Source organism: Geobacillus sp. LYN3, assembly GCF_003064505.1.
Classification (GTDB): domain Bacteria; phylum Bacillota; class Bacilli; order Bacillales; family Anoxybacillaceae; genus Parageobacillus_B; species Parageobacillus_B toebii.
The window spans coordinates 2,504,732-2,517,738 of the sequence record NZ_QCWL01000001.1; the positions used below are offsets into that span (position 1 = coordinate 2,504,732).

The window sequence follows — 13,007 nt, forward strand, 5'->3', positions numbered from 1 at the left end:
TAATATTACGAAGATGATAACATCTTTTTCATTTCGATGATCTCTTTTGCAATGCGCGCAGCAGTTAAAAAGTCTTTTTTTCTCTCTGCTTCAATTTTTTCTTGTTCTTTTTCCTTTAGCTTTAACCATTTTGGGTAATTCAACACATGCCGCATATAATCGTTCAGTTCCTGATTGGAAATTTCATCAGTGATCAACAATAGCGACAGTTCTGTCACAAGAGGTTTCAAATCATCAGGAAGACGCGAAAGCAACAAACTGACATCAGGCTCATTCCCTTCTTCGTAAAATGCGTAAATATAAGCAGCAATCGCCCGATGTTCTTCGATATTGAATGCCCCTGCAATCGTCTGCTGAACAATCATAGCCACATCACGACTGCGAAGCATATGGGCAAGCAACATTCGTTCAGCATTTTGAAAGGCAGGAAGAAGCTTCTTTTGTAGCGGCGGTCTCGGCGCCTCTTTGCTTTGCGCATTGTTAGAATGTGTTTTATTATTTCGATGACGATTCAACTGCTCTTGCAAAGCAGATAACGAAAGGGAAAACTCGTCAGCCAACTGCCGTAAATAGTAATCCCACTCGATGGGATTCGATAATTTGCTAATTTCTTGAAGTACTTCTTCAATGTAGCGAATTTTATCATTTTCATTTTGCAAGTTTTTTCCCTTGCGAAAATACATCATTTTAAACGCCATCAGCGAACTGCTGGCATCAATAATATCACGGCGAAATCGATCTGAACCATATTTCTTTATATATTCATCTGGGTCAAGACCGTCGGGAATTGTTGCAATTTTCACATGACAGCCTGCATCTGCTAACAGCTCCGCTGCGCGGAATGTCGCTTCTATTCCTGAAGCATCACCGTCATAGCAAATAATAACGGTATCGACATTGCGTCGAAGAATACGCGCGTGCTCTTCCGTTAACGCTGTTCCCATCGTTGCTACTGAATGGGCAATGCCTGCTTGCACAGCGGAAACGACATCAGCAAATCCCTCTAATAAAATGGCTTCTTGATGTTTTCGAATATGTAAACGCGCTTGATGAAAATTGTATAAAATTTTTCCTTTATGGAAAATGGGTGTTTCCGGGCTGTTCAAATATTTCGGCTGACCTTCTCCAAGAAGTCTGCCCGAAAAACCAACAGCATCTCCATGATGATTATGAATCGGAAACATAATTCGATGACGAAAACGGTCAAAATAGCCACCGCCGTTTTCTTTTCGAATAATTAACCCGGCTTTTTCCATCAGCTCGAGCGAAAAACCGCGCCCTGATAAAAGTTTGACGGCAAAATCCCATGAATCAGGGGCATAGCCGATTTCAAATTGATCAATAATTTCCCTTGTCCATCCACGCGCCTGTAAATAATCAAAAGCTTCCTGTCCTTCCTTTGTATTTACAAGCAAATGATGGTAAAATTTTTTCAGAAGCTCATGCGCTTCTACCATTATTTTTGTTTCGCCCGTATCAGCACGGCTTTGTTTATTCGCATCGTCCAGCTCTAAATCCGCTAAATCGACGTTTGCCTTTATCGCTAATCGTTTTACTGCTTCAATAAAGGAAATTCCTTCAATATCCATTAGAAACGAAAATACATTTCCACCGGCCCCACAGCCGAAACAATGAAAAATTTGCTTTTCTGGGGAAACCGAAAACGATGGCGTCTTTTCCCCATGAAATGGGCATAATCCAAAATAGTTACGTCCTTGTTTTTTCAATTGGACATAATCGCTAATTACATCGACAATATCAACAGCACGACGAATCGCTTCAATCGTTTCCTCGGGAATACGGTATCCCATATAAACAACTCCGTATCTTATTATTCTCGACCTATGTCTATTTTCCTTCGAGTTTCGACAAAATTTTTTCGAAATTTTGCAGAAAAAGGCAACGATCGCGATCAGAAAACCGCTTCATTCCCTTTGGGTATACACCTTGCCTTCGCTGTTTTGCTTGAAGATAACGATGATAAAGAGCGCTATCCATCTCTCCTTCTTCGTACACATTTCCACGCGGAGAAATCACATGTACACCACGGTTAACAAGCATGCTTGCCAACCCGATGTCTTGAGTAACAACTACATCTCCTCTTGCGGCATGATTCAAAATATATAAATCCACCGCTTCTTTTTCTGTATCGACATATACCCATTTCATTTTCTGGAAGGGAGAAAAATGATTGTACGAAGAAATAAACACACTTGGTATATTATATTTACAAGCAAGCGAGAAAATTTCACTTTTTATTGGGCAAGCATCCGCGTCCACAAAAACGGTCGGTCTCAATGTCCAGATCTGATTGCTGTCATCATATTGCCAGCTCCGCTTCGGATCAAAGTCAATCGAGCAATCAGATTCACACCTCCTATTATTCTACACCGTTCTCGAAAATCCTTCTTTTTCTCCTATATAATAAACGAATTTTGTCGAAAAAGATTTCTCCTTTCCTATTGACAAGTTGGCTATAAATAGTTTACTCGTTCTTTATGCACTCTAAACCTGCATTGTTCATTTTTCTCGCAATTTTTTATTATAATACAAATGGCGAAAATATGCTATAAAAAAGTAAAAGCACAGTTCACATTATCGTGAATGTGCTATAATCTTCTTTTTTTCATAATAATGTTTGCTGTCTCTTCGACTGCTTTATTGGTTACATCGATAACATCACAGCCAATTTTTTTCACTATCCCATCAAAATAAGCAAGTTCTTCTTTAATGCGATCCATGTTCGCATAAATAGCCTGGTCGTTCAATCCGAGCGATTTTAGGCGCTCACGGCGAATCGAAAGCAGTTTTTCCGGGCTGATTTTTAATCCGAAACATTTTTCGGGAGGTACTTTAAAAAGTTGTTCTGGCGGCTCGACTTCTGGTACGATCGGCACGTTTGCCACCTTCAATCGCTTATGCGCTAAATATTGGGATAACGGTGTTTTAGAGGTGCGCGATACACCGATTAACACAATGTCAGCACGCAAAATTCCCCGCGGATCACGTCCGTCATCATATTTCACGGCAAATTCAATCGCTTCAATCTTCTTGAAATAATCCTCATCAAGCACACGCACTTGTCCCGGCTCATATCGTGGCGTCAACTTAAATAAATCGCTCATTTTTTCAATAAGCGGTCCAATAATATCGTACGCCACTACTCCTTCGCGTGCAGCTTCCTCAATAAGAAACTGGCGCATTTCCGGAACAACTAGCGTAAACGCAATAATTGCTTGATTCATTTTTGCTAATGCAACCACTTCCGCTAGCATCGTCTTATCTTCCACATACGGCACGCGCTTTAATTGAATGTGAGAATTATAAAACTGGCTTGCCGCTGCTCTCACTACGAGTTCCGCCGTTTCCCCTCCTGAATCGGAAACAACATAAACAAGGCGCTGATTCATCTTCCTCCTCCTTTTTTGTCCTATAACAAATCGTCTTTCGCTAGCGCAACGAGCGCTTTTGTCATATTTGTTTTCGTTATTCTCCCAATGACTTCATATCCTTTTTCTGTTTTTCGCACTACCGGCATCGCATCAATCTGTTTTTCAATTAATTGTTCCGCTACTTCAATAAGCGGGTCGTCTTTATAACAAACCGCTATATTCGGCATTCTCGTCATAATAATATTGACAGGAATCGTTGTTAACTCCTGTTTGCCAATACTTGCACGCAATAAATCTTTTCTCGATAAAACACCAACTAAAAGCGATTCATCATCGATGACAAATAATGTGCCGACATCTTCAAGAAACATGGTGACAATCGCATCATATACACTGACATTTTCATTAACAACGACCGGGATAGATTGATAGTCACCTACTTTTATCTTTTTTATTTTATCGGCAAGCAGTTGAGATCCGGTTTTTCCTGTATAAAAATACCCTACTCGAGGTCGTGCTTCTAAATAACCAGCCATTGTTAATATCGCTAAATCCGGGCGTAATGTCGCTCTTGTTAAATTCAACTTTTCAGCGATACTTTCACCTGTAATCGGACCATGATCCTTGACAATTTGCAAAATTTGTTCTTGGCGTTTATTCAGTTCGATCGCTGCTCACCACCTTATGAAAAGCTGGATCATATTATCTTCTCATCCATTTATTATTTTATTATACTACACTCTGTTTTAAAGAAGGAAACTTTGTCTTTATAAAGACAACTAATGACCGCTTTTTCATCCGCCGCTTCCATTTTCCGTTTGATTTTGATAAGGATAGCCAATCTTTTTTAGTTCATCTATTTGCATTAAAAATCGCTTTGTTTTTAACGACAATCCCGAATATTCATCATAATAGGACGAAAGAACGGCGCGAAGCTCTTTTTTTGTTTCCTCTTTTACAGAAATTGTACCAAGCCTTGATAAATCTATATAGTAAAATAAGCGCAATAGCCTTACAGAAGCTGCGGAAAGCGGAATTCGGTACGGGTCGGTTTTCTCGCAGCGGTGGCAAAGAAATCCAGCTTCTTTTATGGAAAAAGAAAACTTTCCTTCTGTCCGGCCGCATACAGCGCAATGGTCTAATTTAGGAGGAATCCCCATTACAGATAACATTTTCATTTCATAAATACAAGCAAGAATCTCTAAATCGAGCCCTTCATTCATATATTGTAATGTCTGCAAAAGCAGCTCGAACAAATACGGATTGCGCTGCTGTTCTTCTGTTACTTTATCTGTCATCTCCACAATATAAGAGGCATATGCTGCAGTGAAAATGTCTTCGCGGATCGTTCGCATCGAATCGATAATATCTCCTTGATGTAAAACACCGACACCGCGGCTTCTTTGAATTAAGTAATAGCCATGCGTAAACGGTTGTGTAACGGCAGAAAGGCGGCTACTTGGCTTTTTTGCTCCGCGTGCCATCGTAGCCACCTTTCCCCATTCTCTCGTGAAGAATGTGACAATTTTATTTGTTTCGCCATAATCGATTGCGCGAATGACAATTGCTTCACATTTTTCAAACAATCGTATCACCACCGACCCTAAAACACAAATCAAAAAATAGGTTGATCGACTTCCTTTAGTTCCGTTTCTTGCTCATCGCCACTAGGTTGCTGTTCTTTTTCTAGCTCTTTAAAAAGAAGATAGGTGTCGATGTTGCCGGTTTGACTAAATAACTTCCAAGTAAATTCAAGCATGTAACCACACCTCTTTCCGCCCGCAGCATTGCTTGTTTTCCCGTCTAATTATAGGTTGACCACGCTAGGAAACGTTTATGTTGCATAAAATTTTCTAATTAATACTCTTCTTCCCGGAATCCGAAATCACGCAGCTGTGCTAACCGATTGCGCCAATCTTTTTGTACTTTTACCCATAGTTCTAAAAATACTTTTGACCCAAGAAGCGCTTCAATATCCATACGTGCTCGCTGCCCGATCTCTTTTAACATTCGTCCTTGTTTTCCAATAATAATTCCTTTTTGCGAATCTCGTTCTACAATAATCACCGCGCCGACATACACTGTATCGCTATCTTCGCGCCGCTCAATCGTTTCTACCACGACAGCAATGGAATGCGGAACTTCTTCACGCGTTAAATGAAGCGCTTTCTCGCGAATCAACTCGGCAATGATAAACCGTTCCGGATGATCTGTTATTTGGTCAGGTGGATAATATTGCGGACCTTCTGGCAAATATTTTTTGATTTGTTCCACTAATGTTTCGATATTGTTTCCTTGCAATGCTGAAATCGGAATGATCTCAGCGAATGGGTAAAGGTTTTTATACTGATCGATGAGTGGCAGTAAATCATTCGGATGAACTTTGTCAATTTTATTGATGACTAAAAACACTGGCGTATTTACTTCTTTAAGCTGTTCAATAATAAATGCGTCACCGCGTCCAAATCCTTCTTCTGCATTAATCATAAATAAAATGAGATCCACTTCTCTTAACGCATTTAGCGCTACTTTCATCATAAAATCGCCAAGTTTATGTTTTGGTTTATGCATTCCTGGCGTATCAATAAAAATAATTTGTGCATCATCTGTCGTGTAAACACCTTGAATTTTATTGCGCGTCGTTTGCGGCTTATCGCTCATAATAGCGATTTTTTGACCGATGACGCGATTTAAAAATGTCGATTTTCCAACGTTCGGTCTACCAACAATAGAAACGAATCCTGATTTATATCCTTCCTTATTCATGCAAATCCTCCGCTGAAAAAGCATTTGGTAGTAGTTCTTTCACTGTTAGTTCGGTGATATCCCCGTTTAAATTTGCCAATATTATTTTCATATCACTTGGACATAGCTCAGAAATAACCTGGCGACATGCACCACACGGCGGTACCGGACGGGGCGTATCAGCAATAACAGCAAGTGCAGCAAATTCTTTATCCCCTTCCGAATACGCCTTAAAAAGCGCAGTTCGTTCCGCACAATTACACATGCTATAAGCAGCATTTTCAATGTTGCAGCCGCGATACACTTTGCCGTCTTTTGTTAACAAAGCGGCGCCAACTTTAAATTTTGAATAAGGAACATAAGCGTATCCTCTTGCTTTTTTTGCTTCTTCTATGAGTTCGTTTATTTTCAATGTTTCTCTTCCTTTCACAACTTGGGAAGCAATAAGCTTCCTTACTTTTATTTTACAAAAAATCTTTGTAAATTTCATCATTCTTGATGAAAATATAACAGAAAAATTAGAATTTTCCCACTCATTGATTATACGAGATATGGCAGAAAGATGGTGATTCCAACAATAACAGCAACAATCGCAGCGACCAAAACGGCGCCTGCAGCGATATCTTTTGCTGCTTTTGCTAAAGGATGGAAGTCGGCCGTCACTAAATCAACTACACGTTCAATTGCCGTATTGATTAATTCCAAAGCAATGACACTTCCGATCGTTAACAAAAGAATAAGCCATTCCATCCTAGAAATGTGAAAGATTGCTGCAGCAATAATCGCAACAACAGCCAGCGCAATATGGATGCGCATATGCACTTCTTCCTTTACCGCAGCCATCACTCCTGCCCATGCGCAAGCAAACCGCTTTTTTTCGTCCTTCCAGTTCATATTTTATCTCGTTAACCCATATCGTTCTAGAATATCTTTTTGTTTTGAAAACATTATTTTTTCTTCTTCTTCTGTTTTATGATCATATCCTAACAAATGCAAAAAACCGTGCACCGCCAAAAATCCAAGCTCGCGCATGAACGAATGCCCATATTCCTTCGCCTGTTCTTTTGCTTTCGGAATTGAAATAATAATATCGCCAAGCAGCGGGGGAATATCCGCATCGACAATCTCCACCTCTCCTTCGCCTTTTTCCTCGAGAGCGAAGGAAATAACATCGGTCGGCTGATCCTTTCCCCGATAGTCGCGATTGATGATGCGAATCCGCTCGTTATCTACAAACGAAATGCCCACTTCCGCTCCGCTAGGGACATGTTCGATTTCTGCCGCGTAGTTTAACAACTGTTCGATGATATTCATTTGCTCTTTTGTAACTTCGTTCGTTTCATCGATAAAATCGATGTTGAGAATCATGCGTGTTTCACCTTTTCCTTTCGAATTTCTGGATATTCAATCCGTGAATGGAATACGCCATTTAGTGTTTCACAAAGCGATCTTGCAACCATTTCAAGTTCTTTTAACGTAATATCACACTCGTTCAATTGATTATCTTGCAATCGCTCCGCAATAATACTGCGGACAATTTTTCCAATTTCCTCCTGAGACGGATTAGAAAGCGATCGTACCGCTGCCTCCACGCTATCCGCAATGCTAATAATCGCCGCTTCCTTCGTTTGCGGCTTCGGGCCAGGATAGCGAAATTCTTCCTCTAACACATAGCCCGTCTGCTCAAGTGCTTTATGATAAAAATATTTTAATAATGTTGTACCATGATGTTGTTCAGCAATGTCAACAATTTCTTTCGGCATGCGGTGTTTTTTTAAAATGGCCACCCCATCAGACACGTGGGCAAGAATAATATTTTTGCTTAACTGTGGCGATAAGTGATCATGTGGATTACCGCCTATTTGGTTTTCAATAAAATACTGCGGCCGTTTCGTTTTCCCGATGTCATGATAATAGCAAGCAACACGCGCTAATAAACCGTTTGCTCCAATCGCTTCACAAGCCGCTTCCGCTAAATTAGCAACCATGATGCTGTGATGGTACGTCCCAGGAGCTTCCGTTAAAATTTTGCGAAGCAATGGATGATTTGGATTCGATAATTCAATTAATTTCATCGATGACAAAATACCGAAGCACGCCTCAAAAACCGGCAAAAGCCCAATAGTTAAAATCGCTGAGAAAATGCCAGAAGCAAACGCCATCAGCAGAAACATGCCGATCTCTGTTAACGAATAATGGCCATTTTTAAGCAAGGTTAATGCTAGCATAACAACCATATTAATGAAAGCGACAAATACTCCTGCCTGCCAAATTTTCGCTCTTCGAAGCTGTTTATGTAAAAAGAAACTTCCTGCTAACCCGCTTGTCACCAAATAAATCGCTAACGAAACTTGAATAGTGCCATTTACGCCCATTCCCTCGTTAAACATTAAGCTTCCGCATATGGCATAAAGAATACTTGTCATAATTGCGATTCGTTCCCCGATGAAAATACGGACGAGCATGGTGCCGAAAGCAACCGGCACAAGATACCCAGTGGAGAACACATCACTTTCCGGAATGAGACGAACGAGTTTCATCACAAGAAGCATAATCGTAAAAATGGCCGTATATACAAACAAATTCTTGTTCGCCTGCTCTCGTCCAAAGTAATAAACAACAGGCGATAGCAATAATAACACGAAAAGAAAAAGACCGATAAGAGGCTGAAAAGAGCGATCATTTTGCAATAAGCCGACAAGCTGCAGCTGATGATAAATTTCATTTGTAATAAATTGTCCTTCCTCGACAATGACTTGTCCTTGCAAAATTTTTACCGGCTTTACTTCATCCATCGCCTGTCTTCGCTTTTCTTCTGTAGCGGTTCGATCGTAAATAACGTTTGGAATGATTGCTTGTTTTGTCAGCTTGACAACAATTTCTTTTAATGAAGGCGAAAGCATGACATACTTCAATTCATCTTGTACTTTTGCCCTTGCCTTCTCCAATTCTGATTGCGTAATGCGCTCGGCCATAATGGAATGGACAGCCGTTACCGCCGCTTCTTTTGCCGTTTCGATGTCTTCTGGAGCTGCATGAAGCAACTTTTCCCATTCATCTGCGGACAAATAAGAAAACCATTCTTGCGGCAGACGTTCCTTTAGCGCATCCATCATTTTCGTCGGCTCTTTTTTTTCTTCCTTGATTTCATTTTGAATTTCAACAATGGTTGTAAATAGCGACGAAATTAAATCAACACGATTTTCGGCATATTCTTTTTTTAATGTATAAATATCCGTTACTTTATCTGCCGCTTCCTTTTTTAGCCTTTCTGTCGTCTCCTTATCTTCAATCGTAATTGGCGAACGAATCGTTTCGGTGGCAATATCGAACAGGCGCAGTTCATATTGATGCGGTTTTGCTTGATCATATAACACCGCAAATAGAAAAAGCCCTAAAAACAGAAACAAAAGATAACGAACAAAACGAACATGGTTAACATGCTCCAGAAAAAAACGAATCCTTTCCAACGGTTTTTCCCCTCACTTTAAAGAAAAGACCCTTTGAAAACGGGTCTTTTCTCTCTATATGCCAGCTTCATCATACGCTTCAATAATTTTAGCCACTAGCGGATGACGCACAACATCTGTTTGTTCTAGAAAGACAAAGGATACACCGCTGACCGCCGTCAATATTTCTTTTGCGACGGCAAGTCCTGATTTCACGCCTTTTGGCAAATCGACTTGCGAAATATCACCGGTAATGACCATTTTGGAGCCAAAGCCTAATCTTGTTAGAAACATTTTCATCTGTGCCGGTGTCGTATTTTGTGCTTCATCTAAAATGACGAAAGCATCTTCGAGCGTTCTCCCCCGCATATATGCTAGCGGCGCGATTTCAATCGTTCCTCGTTCAATTAACCGCTGCGTATGGTCTACTCCCAATACATCATGCAGCGCATCGTAAAGAGGGCGCAAATATGGATCCACCTTTTCTTTTAAATCTCCCGGTAAAAATCCTAAACTTTCTCCTGCTTCTACCGCCGGGCGAGTTAAAATAATACGCTTCACTTGACCGTTTTTTAACGCACGGACAGCCATCACCACCGCCAAATACGTTTTTCCTGTTCCGGCAGGTCCTATTCCGAAAACAAGATCATGCTGTTTAATGGCGGTAACATAATGGCGCTGTCCTAACGTTTTTACACGAATGGATTTTCCTTTGGCGTTTTTTGTGATTTCTTCCTCGTACAAATTAATTAAATAGTCGAGCGCTCCTTTTTTCGCTAATTGAATCGCATACATCACATCTCGTTCACTAATGGAAATGCCTTTCCGGACAATGATCAACAAGTGGCGCAGCAGGTCATCAACAAGCTGTACTTGTTCGGGGGTACCAGAAACGCTCACCGATTCTCCTCGTGTTACAATGGACACTCCCAGTTCTTGTTCCATCCGTTTTAGATGGGCATCATGAATGCCGAAAAGTGCAATCGCTTCGTTCGCATTTTCTAATTGCTGACTGATTGTTACAAACTCCTCTGACATTCTCAATCTCCTTGAACTATTGGTTGTGGTATTGCGATATTTTCAATCACTTGATAATGCAATTCTACCCTTACTTTACCATTCTCTTTCGTCTGATGCAAAACTTTTTCTCCTTTAATCGATGCATCTTCCGGCAATTTTGCCTTTAATTCCTCGCGAGCAAGTTCCTTTGCTTTTGCGAACGCTTCTTCCCATGTATAGTTGCGCTCTACTTCCTCCTTTTCCCGAAAGATGACGCGTTCATAATAAATAGGCAAGTCCCATTTCCAAAAGCGGAGCGGCCTTTTCTGTTGATCTATTTCATAATAGTGAAATGCAGGCTTTTGAAATCCCCATATCGGAATGGAAATATTTTTCATCGCTATATAATGTTTTTCCATATATTTTCCCGTTAATACTCCGAACTTTGCATGAAGCGGTAGAACAACGGTAGACTTGTACCATGTTTCGCCAAAAATTTTTCCTCGCGCTGGCACAAGTTTTGTTTGCCCTTCCTTCCCAATGATTCCAGATACTAATAACTGCCCTTTTGTCACATGATCGTTCACCGAAACAAGTGATTGGCCTTCTTCAACAAACATGTCCGTAATAACCGCCTTTTTTTTCGCCACTAAATGGCGAACACCAATTTTTTCAGGCTCTTTCGGTTGATTTTTCTCCACAACTTGAAAATAAAGCGTCGTCCCTTTAAGTTCCACACCGATCCATGTAACGACATCCATACGATCGGTCAATTTCTTTTGAATCGTTTCCGGATCATCGATGAGAAATTGCAATGCTCCTTTTTCCACTCCCATTTGTTTTAGTTCTTTCAATATGCGGTATTCCGTCTCCGGTTTTGCGCCTTTAATTTCTATTCCCCATACCATATTTGAAAGGAAAAAAACGATAACAAAAAAGAAGCATACTCCGACTAAAAATCCTGAGTTCGTTAGCATTTTTTTTAGAAAAAACGGAAATCCCGCTTTTCCAACAAAATAAAGTTTACAATCACTTTTGCGGGCGACAACGCGCAATCGTCTGACATCCTTTAGTAAAATAAAAAACGTCGCAATATGATCGCCATGCTTTTTTACATTCCAAATCGCAATATCGTTGCGCACACACGCATTAATCAATCGTTCTACCCCTTTTCCTTGCGCTTTCACCCTTACGCTACCTACCAATAAGTTCATCCATTGGTTTTTCATCGTATTTCCTCCTATGAAACGTTATTCATCTATATAAATCACTTGGTTTATTTTTCCTTCGAGTAAAATTTCTTCTGGCAAAATCATCTTAATAACAAAATTTTCACCGCGAACAAGAAGCTGCCCTTGCTCTAAGAGCAGGCGCAGTTCTTTATCACTAAACGTCAGTAAACCACGATGATTTTCGATATAAATATGTATTTGCCCAACCATCGTAATTCGGGGAAGGTCCATCACTATGTCGGCGGGAAGCTCCAATTTATCTGTAAGCCATCTTCTCATATGCTGTCGCCATTTTTTCACCATAAAAAGAACCCCCTTTCATCTCATATGTATGAGAAGAAAGGGGGTTCTAGCACCACTTGTTGTTCCCAAACGGCAAAAACAACGGGTGCCCGATTGAATCGGAACACCCGTTTGTCATTATTGTGAAAGTTGCTGTTGAACAAGCCTATTGACGAGAGAGCCATCCGCTTTTCCTTTTACTTTTGGCATGATCGCTCCCATCACTTTACCCATATCTGCTTTGGAAGAAGCTCCTACTTCTGCAATCGTCTGTTTGACAATTTCTAGAAGTTCTTCCTCTGTCAATGGTTTCGGCATATATAATTGAACAATTTCGATTTCTGCCTTTGTTTTTTCAACAAGGTCCGCACGACCAGCGTTTTCAAATTCCTGGAGGGAGTCTTTACGCTGTTTTAATTCACGAGAAAGAACGGTTAGCTCTTCGTCTTCTGATAATTCGCTTTTTCCTAGTTTAATCGCTTCATTTTGCAACGCCGCTTTTAACATCCGAAGAACGGAGAGTTTATCTTTTTCTTTGTTTTTCATTGCCTGCTTCATATCGTCATTTAAACGATTAAGAAGACTCATATATACACCCTCTTTTAATACTTGCGCTTTCTAGCCGCCTCAGACTTTTTCTTCCGTCTGACGCTTGGCTTTTCATAAAATTCACGCTTTCTTACTTCTTGCAATGTACCCGTTTTCGAAACGGCACGTTTGAAGCGACGAAGAGCGTCGTCAATGGATTCGTTTTTACGAACGATTGTTTTTGACATCCTACTTCCCTCCCTCCGAGCAACAACCATTACATTTTATACTATGCGTGTACTCGTCAATTATAATACATGGCTGCCTAACAGGTCAATAAAAAAACTGTCATCGTCTTCCTTTCCTTCCCATACACATAT

16 protein-coding genes are annotated in these 13,007 nt (G+C 40.4%); all 16 read right to left on the reverse strand.

Annotated features, from left to right (window positions below; translation table 11 throughout):
- Positions 1-5 precede the first annotated feature (5 nt).
- On the reverse strand, positions 6-1,811 hold the full coding sequence (dnaG, locus tag DCC82_RS13160; protein WP_015864525.1) for a DNA primase: 1,806 nt from the start codon (positions 1,809-1,811) through the stop codon (positions 6-8).
- A 37-nt stretch (positions 1,812-1,848) separates the two neighbouring features.
- Positions 1,849-2,298, reverse strand: a complete 450-nt coding sequence (locus tag DCC82_RS13165) for a YaiI/YqxD family protein (protein ID WP_062677207.1) — start codon at positions 2,296-2,298, stop codon at positions 1,849-1,851.
- Between the two features lie 311 nt (positions 2,299-2,609).
- The gene (locus DCC82_RS13170) at positions 2,610-3,410 is read right to left on the reverse strand and encodes a pyruvate, water dikinase regulatory protein (RefSeq protein ID WP_015864527.1); all 801 of its coding nucleotides are present in this window, start codon (positions 3,408-3,410) and stop codon (positions 2,610-2,612) included.
- Between the two features lie 20 nt (positions 3,411-3,430).
- The gene (gene ccpN, locus DCC82_RS13175; RefSeq protein ID WP_015864528.1) at positions 3,431-4,060 is read right to left on the reverse strand and encodes a transcriptional regulator CcpN; all 630 of its coding nucleotides are present in this window, start codon (positions 4,058-4,060) and stop codon (positions 3,431-3,433) included.
- A gap of 126 nt (positions 4,061-4,186) precedes the next feature.
- Positions 4,187-4,978: a DNA repair protein RecO gene (recO, locus tag DCC82_RS13180; protein ID WP_015864529.1), complete on the reverse strand. Its 792-nt coding sequence runs from the start codon at positions 4,976-4,978 to the stop codon at positions 4,187-4,189.
- Between the two features lie 29 nt (positions 4,979-5,007).
- A complete protein-coding gene (locus DCC82_RS13185; protein WP_015864530.1) occupies positions 5,008-5,151 on the reverse strand; it encodes a YqzL family protein in 144 nt (47 codons plus the stop codon).
- Between the two features lie 98 nt (positions 5,152-5,249).
- The gene (gene era / locus DCC82_RS13190; protein WP_097354755.1) at positions 5,250-6,158 is read right to left on the reverse strand and encodes a GTPase Era; all 909 of its coding nucleotides are present in this window, start codon (positions 6,156-6,158) and stop codon (positions 5,250-5,252) included.
- Positions 6,151-6,630 carry a cytidine deaminase gene (locus DCC82_RS13195; RefSeq protein ID WP_015864532.1) on the reverse strand — a complete coding sequence of 160 codons (480 nt, stop codon included), beginning with the start codon at positions 6,628-6,630 and terminating at the stop codon, positions 6,151-6,153. Before DCC82_RS13195 ends, era begins: the two co-directional genes overlap by 8 nt.
- Before the next feature lie 47 nt (positions 6,631-6,677).
- Positions 6,678-7,031: a diacylglycerol kinase family protein gene (locus tag DCC82_RS13200; RefSeq protein ID WP_015864533.1), complete on the reverse strand. Its 354-nt coding sequence runs from the start codon at positions 7,029-7,031 to the stop codon at positions 6,678-6,680.
- Between the two features lie 3 nt (positions 7,032-7,034).
- A complete protein-coding gene (gene ybeY, locus DCC82_RS13205) occupies positions 7,035-7,505 on the reverse strand; it encodes an rRNA maturation RNase YbeY (RefSeq protein WP_015864534.1) in 471 nt (156 codons plus the stop codon).
- On the reverse strand, positions 7,502-9,607 hold the full coding sequence (locus DCC82_RS13210; protein WP_015864535.1) for an HD family phosphohydrolase: 2,106 nt from the start codon (positions 9,605-9,607) through the stop codon (positions 7,502-7,504). The genes ybeY and DCC82_RS13210 overlap by 4 nt, the downstream gene beginning before the upstream one ends.
- A gap of 54 nt (positions 9,608-9,661) precedes the next feature.
- The gene (locus DCC82_RS13215; RefSeq protein WP_015864536.1) at positions 9,662-10,624 is read right to left on the reverse strand and encodes a PhoH family protein; all 963 of its coding nucleotides are present in this window, start codon (positions 10,622-10,624) and stop codon (positions 9,662-9,664) included.
- Positions 10,625-10,626: 2 nt separating this feature from the next.
- Positions 10,627-11,814 carry a sporulation protein YqfD gene (gene yqfD / locus DCC82_RS13220; protein WP_015864537.1) on the reverse strand — a complete coding sequence of 396 codons (1,188 nt, stop codon included), beginning with the start codon at positions 11,812-11,814 and terminating at the stop codon, positions 10,627-10,629.
- A 21-nt stretch (positions 11,815-11,835) separates the two neighbouring features.
- Positions 11,836-12,120: a sporulation protein YqfC gene (gene yqfC / locus DCC82_RS13225; protein WP_015864538.1), complete on the reverse strand. Its 285-nt coding sequence runs from the start codon at positions 12,118-12,120 to the stop codon at positions 11,836-11,838.
- 117 nt (positions 12,121-12,237) lie between these two features.
- Positions 12,238-12,687: a GatB/YqeY domain-containing protein gene (locus DCC82_RS13230; RefSeq protein ID WP_015864539.1), complete on the reverse strand. Its 450-nt coding sequence runs from the start codon at positions 12,685-12,687 to the stop codon at positions 12,238-12,240.
- 14 nt (positions 12,688-12,701) lie between these two features.
- Positions 12,702-12,875, reverse strand: coding sequence for a 30S ribosomal protein S21 (rpsU, locus tag DCC82_RS13235; protein WP_015864540.1), 174 nt, complete (start codon positions 12,873-12,875; stop codon positions 12,702-12,704).
- Positions 12,876-13,007 lie beyond the last annotated feature (132 nt).